At 61.4% G+C, this 16,716-nt stretch carries 13 protein-coding genes; 10 read left to right on the top strand and 3 right to left on the bottom strand.

The genetic code is table 11. The features are described from left to right. The first annotated feature begins 15 nt into the window (after positions 1 to 15). On the top strand, positions 16 to 1,260 hold the full coding sequence (locus KCG87_RS00565) for a metallophosphoesterase (RefSeq protein ID WP_210556477.1): 1,245 nt from the start codon (positions 16 to 18) through the stop codon (positions 1,258 to 1,260). A gap of 96 nt (positions 1,261 to 1,356) precedes the next feature. Here KCG87_RS00565 and gbcA read toward each other — a convergent pair whose 3' ends face one another. Continuing rightward, positions 1,357 to 2,652, bottom strand: coding sequence for a glycine-betaine demethylase subunit GbcA (gbcA, locus tag KCG87_RS00560; protein ID WP_027610658.1), 1,296 nt, complete (start codon positions 2,650 to 2,652; stop codon positions 1,357 to 1,359). Between the two features lie 281 nt (positions 2,653 to 2,933). Here gbcA and gbcB point away from each other — a divergent pair, with 281 nt between their 5' ends. Continuing rightward, complete coding sequence (gene gbcB / locus KCG87_RS00555) at positions 2,934 to 4,034, top strand: glycine-betaine demethylase subunit GbcB (RefSeq protein ID WP_095187122.1); 1,101 nt, start codon at positions 2,934 to 2,936, stop codon at positions 4,032 to 4,034. A 210-nt stretch (positions 4,035 to 4,244) separates the two neighbouring features. Here gbcB and KCG87_RS00550 read toward each other — a convergent pair whose 3' ends face one another. Both KCG87_RS00550 and KCG87_RS00545 read right to left on the bottom strand, forming a co-directional pair. Next, entirely contained in the window at positions 4,245 to 5,069 is an 825-nt protein-coding gene (locus KCG87_RS00550) for an NAD(P)-dependent oxidoreductase (protein ID WP_210556478.1), read from the bottom strand. A 165-nt stretch (positions 5,070 to 5,234) separates the two neighbouring features. After that, positions 5,235 to 6,275 carry a low specificity L-threonine aldolase gene (locus KCG87_RS00545; RefSeq protein ID WP_016772826.1) on the bottom strand — a complete coding sequence of 347 codons (1,041 nt, stop codon included), beginning with the start codon at positions 6,273 to 6,275 and terminating at the stop codon, positions 5,235 to 5,237. A 126-nt stretch (positions 6,276 to 6,401) separates the two neighbouring features. On the opposite strand from KCG87_RS00545, the gene KCG87_RS00540 reads away from it, so the two are divergent. The 8 genes from KCG87_RS00540 (at position 6,402) to fdhA (ending at position 16,551) form a co-directional block, all read left to right on the top strand. Further along, entirely contained in the window at positions 6,402 to 7,112 is a 711-nt protein-coding gene (locus KCG87_RS00540) for a TraX family protein (protein WP_210556479.1), read from the top strand. Between the two features lie 285 nt (positions 7,113 to 7,397). Continuing rightward, on the top strand, positions 7,398 to 8,651 hold the full coding sequence (glyA, locus tag KCG87_RS00535) for a serine hydroxymethyltransferase (protein ID WP_027610662.1): 1,254 nt from the start codon (positions 7,398 to 7,400) through the stop codon (positions 8,649 to 8,651). A 20-nt stretch (positions 8,652 to 8,671) separates the two neighbouring features. Continuing rightward, complete coding sequence (locus KCG87_RS00530) at positions 8,672 to 9,922, top strand: sarcosine oxidase subunit beta (RefSeq protein WP_003206307.1); 1,251 nt, start codon at positions 8,672 to 8,674, stop codon at positions 9,920 to 9,922. Between the two features lie 14 nt (positions 9,923 to 9,936). After that, positions 9,937 to 10,266, top strand: a complete 330-nt coding sequence (locus KCG87_RS00525) for a sarcosine oxidase subunit delta (RefSeq protein WP_007962600.1) — start codon at positions 9,937 to 9,939, stop codon at positions 10,264 to 10,266. Further along, positions 10,263 to 13,280 carry a sarcosine oxidase subunit alpha gene (locus tag KCG87_RS00520; RefSeq protein WP_210556481.1) on the top strand — a complete coding sequence of 1,006 codons (3,018 nt, stop codon included), beginning with the start codon at positions 10,263 to 10,265 and terminating at the stop codon, positions 13,278 to 13,280. Before KCG87_RS00525 ends, KCG87_RS00520 begins: the two co-directional genes overlap by 4 nt. 160 nt (positions 13,281 to 13,440) lie before the next feature. Continuing rightward, complete coding sequence (gene soxG / locus KCG87_RS00515; protein ID WP_008086919.1) at positions 13,441 to 14,073, top strand: sarcosine oxidase subunit gamma family protein; 633 nt, start codon at positions 13,441 to 13,443, stop codon at positions 14,071 to 14,073. 216 nt (positions 14,074 to 14,289) lie between these two features. Continuing rightward, positions 14,290 to 15,147, top strand: a complete 858-nt coding sequence (gene purU, locus KCG87_RS00510) for a formyltetrahydrofolate deformylase (RefSeq protein WP_003228959.1) — start codon at positions 14,290 to 14,292, stop codon at positions 15,145 to 15,147. Positions 15,148 to 15,351: 204 nt separating this feature from the next. Further along, a complete protein-coding gene (gene fdhA / locus KCG87_RS00505) occupies positions 15,352 to 16,551 on the top strand; it encodes a formaldehyde dehydrogenase, glutathione-independent (protein WP_027610665.1) in 1,200 nt (399 codons plus the stop codon). Positions 16,552 to 16,716: the final 165 nt, after the last annotated feature.

Below are 16,716 nucleotides of genomic sequence, written 5' to 3'. Positions count from 1 at the left end.
ATAGAGGATTACGCCATGTCACTGGTCAGTCATTGGGAACACGAGTACGACAAGGTCAAACTGCGCATTCACGGCTTGTTCACGCGCATGGAAATGGCCTGGATGAAGCTCATCAGCGAGCTGGAACCGCAGGAGTTTCAGGCGATCATCAAGCTGCTGCAGCGCGGTCACGATCAGGCGCAGTACGTGCTGAAAAACGGTGAGTTGCCGGGCGACGAGCCGGCGGTGCCGTGGGAGTTGTCCCACGGGTTGTCGATCCTGCGTATCGGCAATGCCACACCGTTGCCGCAATCGCCGGATCAACTGGCAACCCGGGTGTTGCAGGACGGCAGCCTGCTCGGCTGTCGCAAGTGGGAATTGCTTGATCTGCTGTGGAGCGAGGCATTGCTCAAGTGGATTGAAAACCTGCGCCATCACGCGACCTTCGGCACTGACCCGGCGGTGGTGCAGATGGAGCGCGACGTGACTTTGGCGATTGCCGGCGACTGGGGCACCGGCCCCTTCGACAGTCATGCGCCGGCAGTTTCAGTCGCCAACCAGATGCAACTGGCGCAAGCGGATTTCACCATCCATCTGGGCGATGTTTACTACGCCGGCAGCCATTCGCAGGAAGACGTCGACATGGCCGGTTGGCCGATGGGCAGCCACGGCTCGTTCACCCTCAACTCCAACCACGAGATGTACAGCGGCGCCCACGGCTATTTCAAGGAACTGGCCAAGCGCTTTCCGGGGCAGCAGGGCACCAGTTATTTCGCCTTGATCAATGACGACTGGCTGGTGGTCGGCCTCGATTCGGCCTACGCCTCGGATGCGATGAACTTGTACATGGATGGCACGCTGAATGAGCCGCAGATCGTCTGGATGAAAGGCCTGCCGAAACGCAAAAAAATCATGGTGCTCAGCCATCACCAGGGCTTCGACATTTCCGGGCACAACAAGACCGCGCTGTATCAACCGGTGTGCGATGCACTGGGGCGCGAGCCGGATTATTGGTACTGGGGACATCTGCACAACGGCATCGTCTACGCACAACAGGGCGGTTTGCATGCGCGCTGCGCCGGGCATGGGGCGATTCCATACGGCAACGCCAGCGAGCTGGACGGGCATTCGCGGGTATTGTGGTCGGAGACGCAGGATGCCAACGACCCGGCGTATCCGCTGCGGGTGTTGAATGGCTACGCGAAAATCAGGCTGGTGGGGGAGGATATTTTTGAGGAGTTTATTGGTGAGGATGGCAGTGTGAGGTGGTCATCCAAGTGAGGCGGTGAATGTGATGACGTCATCGCGAGCAGGCTCACTCCTACAATTGGAATGCATTCCCCTGTAGGAGTGAGCCTGCTCGCGATGCTTTTGCTTTTAGCCCTGAACCGGGACGCCCTTGAGGTACGGCGCAGGCTCGGCCCCAAGGTTGTTGAGCATCCGCTCGCTGTACCAATCCACGAAGTTGACCACGCCAAACTCATAGGTCTTCGAGTACGGCCCAGGCTGATAGGCGGTGGAGTTGATCCCGCGCTGGTTCTCTTCGGCCAGACGCCGGTCTTGATCGTTGGTCGCGTCCCACACCTGGCGCATGCGCTCGACGTCGTAATCCACGCCTTCGACCGCATCCTTGTGCACCAGCCATTTGGTGGTGACCATGGTTTCCTGGGCGCTGATCGGCCATACGGTGAAGACGATGATGTGGTCGCCCATGCAGTGGTTCCACGAATGCGGCAGGTGCAGGATGCGCATCGAACCGAGATCCGGGTTCTTGATCCGGCCCATCAGTTTGGCGCAGCCCTGTTTGCCGTCCAGGGTCATCGACACGGTGCCCTTGAGCAGCGGCATGCGCACGATACGGTTGCGCAGGCCGAAACTGGCGTGTGCATAAGGAATTTTCTCGGCTTCCCACGCCGCGGCGGAGGCGGCGACGTGATCCTTGAACGCCTGATCGGCACGCGGGTCGGTGACGTCGTCCCATTCCAGCAGGGTTTTCAGCAGTTCCGGGTGCGACGCGTTGCAGTGGTAGCACTCGCGGTTGTTTTCCAGCACCAGTTTCCAATTGGCCTTTTCCATCAAGGTGGTGGTGATCGCCACCTTGGTGTTCTCCATGTCGTACGGTTCCATGTAGTGGTTCAGCGTCGACAGGAAGTCATCGATGGCCGGCGGATTCTCCGCCAGGCTGATGAAAATGTAGCCGCCGGCAGTCTTCACGTTCACCGGTTTGAGGCCGTACTGCTTCATGTCGAAGTCGGCGCCCATCTCGGTGCCGGCGAACAGCAGGCGCCCGTCCAGTTCGTAGGTCCACTGGTGGTAGTGGCAGACCAGTTTGGCGACCTTGCCCTTTTCGCTGGTGCACAGACGCGAGCCACGGTGGCGGCAGACGTTATGAAAGGCATGCACCACACCGTCGGCGCCACGAATGACGATGATCGGGTTCTTGCCGACCTGCAGGGTCAGGTAGTTGCCCTTGGCCGGGATCTCGCAGGTCATGCCGGCGATCAACCACTCTTTCTGGAAGATCTCCTGCATGTCGATATCGAACAGGCGTTCGTCGCTGTAGAACGGCTGCGGCAGCGAGAAAGTGCGCTCGCGCTCCTGCAGCATCTGTGCGGTGGCCTTGCGTGCGGGTTCCAGCGGATCGCCCAGGCTGATTTTTGCGGTGACGTCCATCGATGTATTCCTCAAGGCCATCTGCGTGGCCGCGAAAGTGGCTGATCAGGGTTGCTACGCAAGGTGTAAAGAATTCGTCTTGGTGTGGGGCGAGTGTGGGGCCGGCGCTGGCCGGAACCTTATCCATGGGCGACATGGTGCAATCTGTTCCCGACGCGCAACCCCCGGCGGTTGGGGGCTGGTCGCGATAAGTATGCCGATGTCGCGGATAGGTAAACGGACGGTTCACGCTATACGCAGAATCGCCACATGAAGGCCGACAGTCGGCCGTGGAGAACAGCATGTCCAACAGCTTCCTGAATCCGGTCACCACCCAGACCTGGGCCAATGGCCGACACATCGTCCGTTGCGTCAAAGTCATCCAGGAAACCTGGGACGTGCGCACCTTCTGTTTCATGGCCGACCAGCCGATCCTGTTCTTCTTCAAGCCCGGGCAGTTCGTGACCCTGGAGCTGGAAATCGACGGCCAGCCGATCATGCGCTCGTACACCATTTCCAGTTCGCCGTCGGTGCCGTACAGCTTCTCGGTGACCATCAAGCGTGTGCCGGGGGGCAAGGTATCCAACTGGCTGCACGACACCCTGCATGAAGGCCAGGAGCTGGCGGTGCACGGCCCGGTCGGACTGTTCAACGCCATCGACTTCCCGAGCCCGAAAGTGCTGTATCTCAGCGGTGGCGTGGGGATCACCCCGTGCATGTCGATGGCGCGCTGGTTCTACGACACCAACGCCAACGTCGACATGACCTTTATCCACAGCGCGCGCTCGCCGAAAGACATCATTTATCACCGCGAGCTGGAACACATGGCGTCGCGGATCGACAACTTCAGCCTGCACCTGATCTGCGAGAAACATGGATTGGGCGAGCCGTGGGCCGGTTATCGTGGCTATCTGAATCACAAGATGCTCGAACTGATGGTGCCCGACTTCCTCGAGCGCGAAGTGTTCTGCTGCGGCCCGACGCCGTACATGAACGCGGTCAAGCGCCTGCTGGAAGTGGCCGGTTACGACATGTCGCGTTATCACGAGGAGTCCTTCGGCGCCACGCCACCGGAAGCTCGTGCCGATGCGGTGGAGCAAGCCGAGCAGGCCGCCGATGCGCCGGAAATCGATGCGGCGGATCTACATCAGGTCGAATTCACCGCCTCCGGCAAGAGCATCCGCGTGGCCCCGGGCGAAACCGTGCACGCGGCGGCGGCCAAGCTTGGCCTGATGATCCCGAAAGCTTGCGGCATGGGTATCTGCGGCACGTGCAAGGTGATGAAGCTTGGGGGCGAAGTAGAGATGGAGCACAACGGCGGGATTACCGAGGACGACGAGGCGGAAGGGTTTATCTTGTCGTGCTGCAGCGTGCCGAAGGGCGACGTCAGAATCGAATTCTGAGCTGGGGCGAATTTTGCGTACGGCTTGCCCCTCACCCCAGCCCTCTCCCAGAGGGAGAGGGGGCCGACCGAGGTGTCTGGCGCTATACATCGACCCTGAAAGACCTTATCGATTATGGATTCGGTAAAGCAGATTCAGGTCGGGGTAATTCTCAAATATCCCCCAATCAGTCCCCTCTCCCTCCGGGAGAGGGTTAGGGTGAGGGGCTTTTCAGTCGATAAACAAATCCGTCATCAACGCCGCATCACTCCCCGGTTCGAACCGGTAATGCTCAAACTCGCTAACGCCGCTCTCCCGCAAAATCTCCTCATCAATCAACAACCGCCCGCTGATCTTCCGCCCGCTGCTGCTCAGGATCACATGCGCCGCATCCGCCATGATCGCCGGCGTGCGCGCATGCTTGAACGACTCGCGGTTGCCCAACTGGAATTCGATGGCGGCGGTGGCAATCATGGTCTGCGGCCACAGTGAATTGACGCTGATGCCGTAACTGGCGAACTCCTCGCTCATCCCGATCGTCAGCATGCTCATGCCGTACTTGGTCACGGTGTAGGGGCTGAACTGGGCGAACCACTTGTTCGCCATGTTCAGCGGTGGCGACAAGTTGAGGATGTGTCCGGCGGATTTCTTCAGATAGGGCAGGGCGGCCTGGCTGCACAGCAGTACCGCGCGGGTGTTGATCTGGTGCATCAGGTCGAAACGCTTGAGTTCGATGTGCTGCACGCCAGTCAACTTGATCGCCCCGGCGTTATTGACCAGCGCATCGATGCCGCCGAAATGCTCGTTGGCCTGGGCCAGCGCAGTGCGCACCGCGTCTTCATCACGCACATCGACTTGCAGGGCCAATGCCTTGCCGCCAGCGGCTTCGACTTCCTTGGCTACGCTGTGGATGGTGCCAGGCAGTTTGGGGTGGGCTTCGGCGCTTTTGGCCGCAATCACGATATTGGCCCCGTCCTTCGCGGCCCGCAGAGCAATCTCACGCCCGATGCCACGGCTGGCGCCGGTGATGAACAGGGTTTTGCCTTGTAGCGACATGCCGATGCTCCTGCTTATTGTTATGTGAGCGGAGGGCTCGACAGACAATGTAGACCAAGAGTCATCGCCATCCCTGTAGGAGCTGCCGCAGGCTGCGATCTTTTGATTTTGTTTTTTAAGATCAAGATCAAAAGATCGCAGCCTGCGGCAGCTCCTACAGGGGAATCAGGCGGACATCACTTCGCGGATGTCACGAGCCAGTTCGCGTACGCGTTCTTCTTCGGTGTCCCACGAGCACATGAAGCGTGCGCCGCCCTTGCCGATGAAGGTGTAGAAGCGCCAGTTTTTCGCGGTCAGCGCGGCGATGGCCGGTTCCGAGAGTTGCAGGAACACGCCGTTGGCCTGTACCGGGAACATCAGTTCCACGCCCGGAATGTCGCTGACCAGCTCGGCCAGCAGTTGCGCGCAGTGGTTGGCGTGGCGAGCGTATTTGAGCCAGGCGTCGTTTTCGAGGATGCCGACCCACGGTGCCGAAAGGAAGCGCATTTTCGACGCCAGTTGCCCGGCCTGCTTGCAGCGGTAATCGAAGTCTTCGGCCAGTTTGTGGTTGAAGAACAGGATCGCTTCACCCACTGCCATGCCGTTTTTCGTACCGCCGAAGCACAGCACATCGACGCCAGCCTTCCAGGTCAGGTCGGCCGGCGAGCAGCCAAGGAACGCGCAGGCGTTGGAGAAACGCGCGCCGTCCATGTGCAGGTGCAGGCCCAGCTCTTTGCAGGTGGCGCTGATGGCGCGGACTTCTTCCGGGGTGTAGACGCTGCCGACTTCAGTGGCCTGGGTCAGGGTCACGACGCGCGGTTTGGGGTAGTGGATGTCCTGGCGCTTGAGCGCGACTTCGCGGATCGACTGCGGGGTGATCTTGCCGTTTTCGGTGCCAGCGATCAGCAGTTTCGAGCCGTTGGAGAAGAATTCCGGCGCGCCGCATTCGTCGGTTTCGACGTGGGCGGTTTCCGAGCAGATCACGCTGTGGTAACTCTGGCACAGTGACGACAGCGCCAGCGAGTTGGCGGCGGTGCCGTTGAAGGCGAAAAACACTTCGCAGTCGGTTTCGAACAGCTTGCGGAAATGGTCGGCCGCACGTGCGGTCCATTCATCGTCGCCATAAGCGCGCTGGTGGCCGTGGTTGGCCTGTTCCATGGCGGCCCAGGCTTCAGGGCAGATACCGGAGTAGTTGTCGCTGGCGAATTGTTGGCTCTTGTCGGTCATGGCCGGCTTCCGTGGTCGAGACTCTTGTGAAGGCTCGTGGTCAATGAGGGTGCGCACTTTACCGAAGATCTTCCGGGGAGCACACGGGATGTCGCTGTCAGAAAATTACCAGTTTGTTACCCGATTATGCACGTGACTAAACGCGACGGCGCGCTGGATCTGCTCAAGTGGCTGGCGCTGCTGAGCATGCTGCTCGATCACCTGCGATATGTCGGGATCAGCGCCGATTGGCTGTATGTGCCGGGACGTCTGGCGTTCCCGTGGTTCTGCCTGGCGATGGCGGCGAATCTTGCCAGGGCCGGTGCGCAGAAGGCCGAGTGGCGCTATCTGGGCTGGCTGCTGCTGTTCAGTGCGGTCAGCGAAATTCCCTACCGCTTGTACATTCCTGATCCCGACACCTTGAACGTGATGCCTACGCTGGCGCTGGGGTTGCTGGTGGCGCGGGGCTGGCAGGATCGCACGTTGTTGTCGCGGCTTTTGGGCGTGAGCGCCTTGCTGCTGGCGGCGCTGTTTTCGCAATGGCTGATGTTTGGTCTATTTGGCGTGTTGTTGCCGCTGACGCTGCTGTGGGTGATCCGTCGTCCCTGGTATTTCGGCCTGCTGCCGGGGCTGGTGTGTCTGGCGGGGAATCAGTGGCAGGTGCTGTATGAGGCTGCCGTATTCGGTAACGCCGTCGCGGTAATCGGCATCGCGGCGTGTCTGGGTGCGCCATTGCTCGGCATGTTCCTGTTGCGACACTTCGGGTCTACCCATCCCCTGCCCATGCGCCGCTGGGCGTACGCACTCTACCCCCTGCATTTCCTCCTGTTGCTCGCCATCCGCACGGCATACACCTGACCCCTGTGGGAGCGGGCTTGCTCGCGAAAGCGGTGTGTCAGGCGGTATTGATGTCGACTGACACGACCTCTTCGCGAGCAAGCCCGCTCCCACAGGGGATCTCCGCAGTTTTGGATGATGTGTCCGACCAACCATTTCCGGCCATGTCGTAAACGCACCTTTGCGTGGCGTCCGCAGGCATTTGAGCTGTCTGCACCGGTCATACCATCGCATCAAAGGGCACTGCCTTGATTGCCAGTGCCTTACCGAGACGAATGGCGCACTGCCGCCGCTGGGAGAGACGCGATGTTCAGCAAGCAAGACCAGATCCAGGGTTACGACGATGCACTGCTGGCGGCGATGAATGCCGAGGAGCAACGTCAGGAAGATCACATTGAGCTGATCGCGTCGGAGAACTACACCAGCAAACGCGTCATGCAAGCGCAGGGCAGCGGCCTGACCAACAAATACGCCGAAGGTTATCCGGGCAAGCGCTACTACGGCGGCTGCGAGCATGTGGATAAAGTCGAAGCGCTGGCCATCGAACGCGCCAAGCAGCTGTTCGGCGCCGATTACGCCAACGTCCAGCCGCACTCCGGCTCCTCCGCCAACAGCGCCGTGTACCTGGCGCTGATCCAGCCGGGCGACACCATTCTCGGCATGAGCCTGGCCCACGGCGGTCACCTGACCCACGGCGCCAAAGTGTCGTCCTCGGGCAAGCTGTACAACGCGGTGCAGTACGGCATCAACACCGATACCGGGCTGATCGATTACGACGAAGTCGAGCGTCTGGCCGTCGAGTGCAAGCCGAAGATGATCGTTGCCGGGTTCTCCGCCTACTCCAAGACCCTGGACTTCCCGCGCTTCCGTCAGATCGCCGACAAGGTCGGTGCGCTGCTGTTCGTCGACATGGCCCACGTTGCCGGTCTGGTCGCTGCTGGCCTGTACCCGAACCCGCTGCCGTACGCCGACGTGGTCACCACCACCACCCACAAAACCCTGCGCGGTCCGCGTGGCGGGCTGATCCTGGCCAAGTCCAACGAAGAGATCGAGAAGAAGCTCAACGCCGCAGTATTCCCCGGGGCCCAGGGCGGCCCGCTGATGCACGTCATCGCCGGTAAAGCCGTGTGTTTCAAGGAAGCGCTGGAGCCCGGCTTCAAGGCCTATCAGCAGCAAGTGATCGACAACGCCAAGGCGATGGCCAGCGTGTTTATCAAACGTGGCTACGATGTAGTGTCCGGCGGCACCGACAACCACCTGTTCCTGGTCAGCCTGATCCGTCAGGGCCTGACCGGCAAAGATGCTGACGCTGCCCTCGGCCGTGCGCACATCACCGTCAACAAGAACGCCGTGCCGAACGACCCGCAGTCGCCATTCGTGACCTCGGGCCTGCGTATCGGCACCCCGGCCGTCACCACCCGCGGCTTCAAGGTCGCCCAGTGCGAAGTGCTGGCCGGCTGGATCTGCGACATCCTCGACAACCTCGGTGACGCCGACGTTGAAGCGAATGTGGCCAAGAACGTCGCGGCACTGTGCGCCGACTACCCGGTTTATCGCTGAGCGGTTTGGAGTAAATGACTATGCAACGCTATTCGGGCTTCGGCCTCTTCAAACACTCCCTCAGCCACCACGAGAACTGGCAGCGCATGTGGCGCACGCCGACGCCGAAGAAGGTCTACGACGTGGTCATCGTCGGCGGCGGCGGGCACGGTCTGGCGACCGCCTACTACCTGGCGAAAGAGCACGGCATCACCAACGTCGCCGTGGTCGAGAAGGGCTGGCTGGGCGGCGGTAACACCGCGCGCAACACCACCATCGTTCGCTCGAACTACCTGTGGGACGAGTCGGCGCACCTGTACGAACACGCGATGAAACTGTGGGAAGGTCTGTCGCAGGATCTGAACTACAACGTGATGTTCTCCCAGCGCGGTGTCTACAACCTTTGCCACACCCTGCAGGACATCCGTGATTCCGAGCGTCGGGTCAGTGCCAACCGCCTCAACGGCGTCGATGGCGAACTGCTCAATGCCAAGCAAGTGGCCGACGAGATTCCGTACCTCGACTGCTCGAAAAACACCCGCTACCCGGTGATGGGCGCGACCGTTCAGCGTCGTGGTGGCGTCGCTCGTCACGACGCCGTGGCCTGGGGCTTTGCCCGTGCCGCCGACGCCTTGGGCGTGGATCTGATCCAGCAGACCGAAGTGATCGGTTTCCGCAAGGAAAACGGCGTGTGCATCGGCGTTGAAACCAACAAGGGTTTCATCGGCGCCAAGCGTGTCGGTGTGGTCACCGCCGGTAACTCCGGGCACATGGCCAAGCTCGCCGGTTTCCGTCTGCCGATCGAATCCCACCCGCTGCAAGCGCTGGTGTCCGAGCCGATCAAACCGATTATCGACAGCGTGATCATGTCCAACGCCGTGCACGGTTACATCAGCCAGTCCGACAAGGGCGACCTGGTGATCGGCGCCGGTATCGACGGCTACAACGGCTATGGTCAGCGCGGTTCGTACCCGGTGATCGAGCACACCATCCAGGCCATCGTCGAGATGTTCCCGGTGCTGTCGCGGGTGCGCATGAACCGTCAGTGGGGCGGCATCGTCGACACCACCCCGGACGCCTGCCCGATCATTTCGAAAACCCCGGTGCCGAACATGTTCTTCAACTGCGGTTGGGGCACCGGTGGCTTCAAGGCCACACCTGGCTCGGGCAACGTGTTTGCCGCCAGCCTGGCTAAGGGTGAAATGCACCCATTGGCTGCACCGTTTTCCATCGACCGTTTCCACAACGGCGCACTCATCGACGAACACGGCGCTGCTGCCGTCGCCCACTAACAGGAGAAATCCCCATGTTGCATATCTTCTGTCCTCACTGCGGCGAACTGCGCTCCGAAGAGGAATTCCATGCATCCGGTCAGGCGCACATCCCGCGTCCGCTGGATCCTGCCGCCTGCACCGATGAAGAGTGGGGCGATTACATGTTCTTCCGCGACAACCCGCGTGGTCTGCACCACGAACTGTGGGATCACGTCGCCGGTTGCCGCCAGTACTTCAACGTCACCCGCGACACCGTGACCTACGAGATTCTCGAAACCTACAAGATCGGCACCAAGCCGCAATTCACCGACAAGGCTGATACGGCGAAAACAGCCACGACGGCGCTGGGAGAGAAGGTATGAGCCAGACCAATCGCCTGTCCAACGGTGGACGGATCGACCGCAACAAAGTGCTGAGCTTCACCTTCAACGGTCAGAGCTACAAAGGCTTCGAGGGCGACTCGTTGGCCTCGGCACTGATCGCCAACGGCGTCGACATCATCGGCCGCAGCTTCAAGTATTCGCGTCCACGCGGGATCTTCGCCGCCGGTGCCGAAGAGCCGAACGCCGTGCTGCAGATCGGTGCCACCGAAGCCACGCAGATTCCCAACGTGCGCGCCACGCAACAGGCGCTGTATCAAGGCCTGGTCGCCACCAGCACCAACGGCTGGCCGAGCGTCAACAACGACATGATGGGGATTCTCGGCAAGGTCGGCGGCAAGCTGATGCCGCCGGGTTTCTACTACAAAACCTTCATGTACCCGCAATCGTTCTGGATGACCTACGAGAAGTACATTCGCAAGGCTGCAGGGCTTGGCCGTTCGCCGACCGAAGTCGATCCGGACACCTACGACTACATGAACCAGCACTGCGACGTGCTGATCGTCGGCGCCGGCCCTGCCGGGCTCGCCGCGGCCCTGGCGGCTGCACGCAGCGGTGCGCGGGTGATCCTCGCCGATGAGCAGGAAGAGTTCGGCGGCAGTCTGCTCGATTCCCGCGAAAGCCTCGATGGCAAACCGGCGATCGAGTGGGTGGCCAGCGTTATCGCTGAATTGAAAAACACCCCGGACGTGCTGCTGTTGCCGCGCGCCACGGTCAACGGCTACCACGACCACAACTTCCTGACCATTCACGAACGCCTCACCGATCACCTCGGTGACCGTGCGCCAATCGGTCAGGTGCGTCAGCGCATCCACCGGGTTCGCGCCAAGCGTGTAGTACTGGCGACCGGCGCCCACGAGCGTCCGCTGGTCTACGGCAACAACGACGTGCCGGGCAACATGCTCGCCGGTGCGGTCTCGACTTACGTGCGCCGTTACGGTGTGGCACCGGGCAAGAAGCTGGTGCTGACCACCAACAACGATCACGCCTATCGCGTGGCGCTGGATTGGCTCGACGCCAGCCTGCAAGTGGTGGCCATCGCCGATGCACGGAGCAATCCGCGTGGTGCGCTGGTGGAAGAAGCCCGCGCCAAAGGCATTCGCATCCTCACCGGCAGCGCCGTGATCGAGGCCCGTGGCAGCAAGCGCGTCACCGCTGCCCGCATCGCCGCGATTGACGTCAAAGCGCACACCGTGACCAGCCCGGGCGAATGGCTCGACTGCGACGTGATCGCCAGTTCCGGCGGTTACAGCCCTGTCGTGCACCTGGCTTCGCACCTCGGTGGCAAGCCGATCTGGCGTGAAGACATCCTCGGTTTCGTACCGGGCGAAGCACCGCAGAAGCGTGTGTGCGTCGGCGGCATCAACGGCGTTTACGGCCTCGGAGATTCGCTGGCCGATGGTTTCGAAGGTGGCGCACGCGCTGCCAGTGAAGCCGGTTTCGGGGTGGTCGAAGGCACGCTGCCCAAGGCTCTGAGCCGTCTCGAAGAGGCGACCCTGGCGCTGTTCCAGGTGCCGCACGAGAAGGGCACCTCGCGTGCGCCGAAACAATTCGTCGACCTGCAGAACGACGTCACCGCCGCCGCCATCGAACTGGCGACCCGCGAAGGTTTCGAGTCGGTCGAGCACGTCAAACGCTACACCGCGCTGGGCTTCGGCACCGATCAGGGCAAGCTCGGCAACGTCAACGGTCTGGCCATCGCCGCCCGCTCGCTGAACGTGACCATCCCGCAGATGGGCACCACGATGTTCCGCCCGAACTACACGCCGGTAACGTTCGGCGCGGTAGCCGGTCGTCACTGTGGGCACATTTTCGAACCGGTGCGCTACACCGCACTGCATCAATGGCACCTGAAAAACGGCGCCGAGTTTGAAGACGTCGGCCAGTGGAAACGTCCGTGGTACTTCCCAAAAAACGGTGAAGACATGCACGCCGCGGTGAAGCGCGAATGCAAAGCCGTGCGCGACAGCGTCGGCCTGCTCGACGCCTCGACCCTCGGCAAGATCGATATTCAAGGCCCGGATGCCCGCGAGTTCCTCAACCGCGTTTACACCAACGCCTGGACCAAGCTCGACGTGGGCAAGGCCCGTTACGGCCTGATGTGCAAAGAGGACGGCATGGTCTTCGACGACGGCGTGACGGCGTGTCTGGCCGACAACCATTTCGTCATGACCACCACCACGGGCGGCGCCGCGCGCGTCCTACAATGGCTGGAGCTGTACCACCAGACCGAATGGCCGGAGATGAAGGTGTACTTCACTTCCGTCACCGACCATTGGGCGACCATGACCCTGTCCGGGCCGAACAGCCGCAAGCTGCTCAGCGCCGTGACCGACATCGATCTGAGCAACGAAGCCTTCCCGTTCATGACCTGGAAAGAAGGTCTGGTCGGCGGTGTGCCGGCGCGGGTGTTCCGTATCTCGTTCACCGGTGAGCTGTCGTACGAAGTCAACGTGCAGGCCGACTACGCGATGGGCGTGCTGGAGAAAATCGTCGAGGCTGGCAAGCAGTACAACCTGACGCCGTACGGCACTGAAACCATGCACGTGCTGCGCGCCGAGAAGGGTTTCATCATTGTCGGTCAGGACACTGACGGCTCGATGACCCCGGACGACCTGAACATGGGCTGGTGCGTCGGTCGCACCAAACCGTTCTCGTGGATCGGCCAGCGCGGCATGAACCGAGAAGACTGCGTGAAGGATCAGCGTAAACAACTGGTGGGCCTGAAGCCGATCGACCCGAACGTCTGGCTGCCGGAAGGTGCGCAACTGGTGTTGAACACCAAGCAGGCGATCCCGATGACCATGGTCGGCCACGTGACCTCCAGCTACGCGCACAACTCCCTCGGCTATTCGTTTGCCATGGGCGTGGTCAAGGGCGGTCTGAAGCGCATGGGCGAGCGGGTGTTCGCGCCGCTGGCCGATGGCAGCGTGATCGAGGCGGAGATTGTGTCTTCGGTGTTCTTCGATCCGAAGGGTGATCGGCAGAATATTTGAGGGTTCGGCTCCTGTGGAGTGCCAGTCGCACCGCGGTGACTTCATCGCGAGCAGGCTCACTCCTACAGGTGATCGCGTACCCCTTGTAGGAGTGAGCCTGCTCGCGATAGCGGTAGATCTGCTTGCAAAGGGTTCAAGTCAGAATTAAGGAAGGTGCTTTATGACCACAGCCAACGTATACCAACAACGCCCGACCACCGGGGCCAAGGCCGAGTCGTCGCTGCACCATGCCGACCTCGCCAGCCTGGTCGGCAAGGGTCGCAAGAACGCCGGCGTCATCGTGCGTGAAAAGAAACTCCTCGGTCACCTGACCATTCGTGGCGATGGCCACGATGCAGCGTTCGCAGCCGGCGTGCACAAGGCCCTCGGCATTGAGTTGCCGGGCGCCCTGAGCGTGATCGTCAAAGGCGAAACCAGCCTGCAATGGATGGGCCCGGACGAGTGGCTGCTGATCGTGCCAAGCGGTGAAGAATTCGCCGCCGAGCAGAAACTGCGCGAAGCGCTGGGCGACCTGCACATCGCGATCGTCAACGTCAGCGGCGGCCAGCAAGTGCTCGAACTGAGCGGGCCGAACGTGCGTCAGGTGCTGATGAAATCCACCAGCTACGACGTGCACCCGAACAACTTCCCGGTCGGCAAAGCGGTGGGCACGGTGTTCGCCAAGTCGCAGCTGATGATTCGCCACACCGCCGAAGACACCTGGGAACTGCTGATCCGCCGCAGCTTCTCGGACTACTGGTGGTTGTGGTTGCAGGATGCGTCGGCTGAATACGGGTTGAGCGTACAAGCCTAAAAGCTTACCCCCTCACCCCAGCCCTCTCCCCCAGGGGGGAGAGGGGGAAAGGGAGCAGATTTGTGTGGTTTTCGAGCCTGAGTTCGCCGCGATATTTCAGGTCGGCGTAGCTCGAAAGAACACCTCGGTCAGTCCCCTCTACCTCCGGGAGAGGGCTAGGGTGAGGGGCAAAAATCCCCCAGACACCGCGCACAAAAGAACAGGAGTCACCGCACCATGAGCCGCGCCCCAGACACATGGATTCTGACCGCCGACTGCCCCAGCGTGCTAGGCACGGTGGACGCGGTGACGCGTTTTCTGTTCGAGCAGGGTTGCTACGTCACCGAGCACCATTCGTTCGATGACCGGCTCTCGGGCCGTTTCTTCATTCGCGTGGAATTCCGTCAGCCTGACGGTTTCGACGAACAATCCTTCCGCGCCGGCCTTGCCGAGCGCGGTCAGGCGTTCGGCATGGTCTTCGAGCTGACCGCGCCGAACTACCGGCCAAAAGTGGTGATCATGGTTTCCAAGGCCGATCACTGCCTCAACGATTTGCTTTACCGCCAGCGCATCGGCCAGTTGTCGATGGACGTGGCGGCGGTGGTGTCCAACCATCCGGACCTCAAGCCGCTGGCCGACTGGCACCAGATTCCCTACTACCATTTCCCCCTCGACCCCAACGACAAACCGGCGCAGGAGCGTCAGGTGTGGCAGGTGATCGAAGAGTCCGGCGCCGAACTGGTGATCCTCGCCCGCTACATGCAGGTGCTGTCACCGGAGCTGTGCCGCAAGCTCGATGGCAAGGCGATCAACATTCACCACTCGCTGCTGCCGGGGTTCAAGGGTGCCAAGCCGTATCACCAGGCCTACAACAAGGGCGTGAAGCTGGTCGGCGCGACGGCGCATTACATCAACAACGACCTCGATGAAGGGCCGATCATTGCCCAGGGCGTCGAGGCGGTGGATCACAGTCATTACCCGGAGGATCTGATTGCCAAAGGGCGGGATATCGAGGGCCTGACCCTGGCCCGGGCCGTGGGTTATCACATCGAAAGAAGGGTGTTTTTGAACGCCAATCGCACGGTCGTTCTTTAGATCGCTTTCGCGAGCAAGCCCGCTCCCACAAGGGATTTGTGTCGAAACACAGGTCTCTGTCACACCCAAGATCAACTGTGGGAGCGGGCTTGCTCGCGAAGAGGCCATAACAGGCAACACAACAATCAGCATCTGTACCCGAGCACTTAACGCGCTGCCTGCCTGGGCAACGCAGTTCCATAAAAACAACAGCGAGGTGAAAGCATGTCTGGCAATCGTGGTGTGGTGTATCTCGGCGCTGGCAAGGTCGAAGTACAGAAAATCGACTATCCGAAAATGCAGGACCCGCGTGGCAGGAAGATCGAGCACGGGGTGATTCTGCGTGTGGTGTCCACCAACATCTGTGGCTCCGACCAGCACATGGTGCGCGGCCGGACCACGGCGCAGACCGGTCTGGTGCTGGGTCACGAAATCACCGGCGAAGTGATCGAAAAGGGTTCCGACGTCGAGAACCTGAAGATCGGCGACCTGGTTTCCGTACCGTTCAACGTGGCTTGCGGGCGCTGCCGTTCCTGCAAGGAGCAACACACCGGCGTCTGTCTGACCGTCAACCCGGCCCGTGCCGGCGGTGCCTACGGTTATGTCGACATGGGCGACTGGACCGGCGGCCAGGCCGAATACGTGCTGGTGCCTTACGCTGACTTCAACCTGCTGAAACTGCCGGATCGCGACAAGGCCATGGAGAAAATCCGCGACCTGACCTGCCTCTCCGATATCCTCCCGACCGGCTATCACGGCGCAGTGACGGCGGGCGTTGGCCCTGGCAGCACCGTTTACATCGCCGGCGCCGGCCCGGTCGGTCTGGCCGCTGCAGCCTCGGCGCGTCTGCTGGGGGCGGCGGTGGTGATCATCGGCGACGTCAACACCATCCGCCTGGCGCACGCCAAGGCTCAGGGTTTTGAAGTGGTCGACCTGTCCAAGGACACGCCGCTGCACGAACAGATCGCCGCACTGCTGGGCGAGCCGGAAGTCGATTGCGCGGTGGACTGCGTGGGCTTCGAAGCACGCGGCCACGGGCATGACGGGGTGAAAGCCGAAGCCCCGGCCACCGTGCTCAACTCGTTGATGGGCGTGGTGCGCGTCGCCGGCAAGATCGGTATTCCGGGCCTGTACGTGACCGAAGATCCGGGCGCGGTCGATGCCGCCGCGAAAATGGGCAGCCTGAGCATCCGCTTCGGTTTGGGCTGGGCCAAATCCCACAGCTTCCACACCGGTCAGACCCCGGTGATGAAGTACAACCGCCAACTGATGCAGGCGATCATGTGGGACCGCATCAACATCGCCGAAGTGGTCGGCGTGCAGGTCATCAGCCTCGATCAGGCGCCGGAAGGTTACGGCGAGTTCGATGCCGGTGTGCCGAAGAAGTTTGTGATCGATCCGCATCGGTTGTTCAGTGCGGCGTAAGTTTCAGGCAATGCAAAACGGCGACCTCAAGGTCGCCGTTTTTTATGGGGATGAGCACGAAACCTGTGGCGAGGGAGCTTGCTCCCGCTCGGCGGCGAAGCCGTCGTAAAATCCACACATGCGGCGTCTCAGGAAAATTACCCACACAAGATTTGAGCCGCTTCG

Source organism: Pseudomonas sp. MWU347, from assembly GCF_017947305.1.
GTDB lineage: Bacteria > Pseudomonadota > Gammaproteobacteria > Pseudomonadales > Pseudomonadaceae > Aquipseudomonas > Aquipseudomonas putida_A.
This window is presented reverse-complemented; position numbering and strand designations above follow the sequence as displayed.

Bases quoted from the DNA above. Each gene is read 5' to 3' on its own strand.
- KCG87_RS00545 (WP_016772826.1), bottom strand. From the start codon at position 6,275: ATGACCGACAAGAGCCAACAATTCGCCAGCGACAACTACTCCGGTATC.
- KCG87_RS00530 (WP_003206307.1), top strand. From the start codon at position 8,672: ATGCAACGCTATTCGGGCTTCGGCCTCTTCAAACACTCCCTCAGCCAC.
- KCG87_RS00525 (WP_007962600.1), top strand. From the start codon at position 9,937: ATGTTGCATATCTTCTGTCCTCACTGCGGCGAACTGCGCTCCGAAGAG.
- fdhA (WP_027610665.1), top strand. From the start codon at position 15,352: ATGTCTGGCAATCGTGGTGTGGTGTATCTCGGCGCTGGCAAGGTCGAA.
- KCG87_RS00550 (WP_210556478.1), bottom strand. From the start codon at position 5,069: ATGTCGCTACAAGGCAAAACCCTGTTCATCACCGGCGCCAGCCGTGGC.
- gbcB (WP_095187122.1), top strand. From the start codon at position 2,934: ATGTCCAACAGCTTCCTGAATCCGGTCACCACCCAGACCTGGGCCAAT.
- KCG87_RS00565 (WP_210556477.1), top strand. From the start codon at position 16: ATGTCACTGGTCAGTCATTGGGAACACGAGTACGACAAGGTCAAACTG.
- KCG87_RS00520 (WP_210556481.1), top strand. From the start codon at position 10,263: ATGAGCCAGACCAATCGCCTGTCCAACGGTGGACGGATCGACCGCAAC.
- glyA (WP_027610662.1), top strand. From the start codon at position 7,398: ATGTTCAGCAAGCAAGACCAGATCCAGGGTTACGACGATGCACTGCTG.
- KCG87_RS00540 (WP_210556479.1), top strand. From the start codon at position 6,402: ATGCACGTGACTAAACGCGACGGCGCGCTGGATCTGCTCAAGTGGCTG.
- soxG (WP_008086919.1), top strand. From the start codon at position 13,441: ATGACCACAGCCAACGTATACCAACAACGCCCGACCACCGGGGCCAAG.
- purU (WP_003228959.1), top strand. From the start codon at position 14,290: ATGAGCCGCGCCCCAGACACATGGATTCTGACCGCCGACTGCCCCAGC.
- gbcA (WP_027610658.1), bottom strand. From the start codon at position 2,652: ATGGACGTCACCGCAAAAATCAGCCTGGGCGATCCGCTGGAACCCGCA.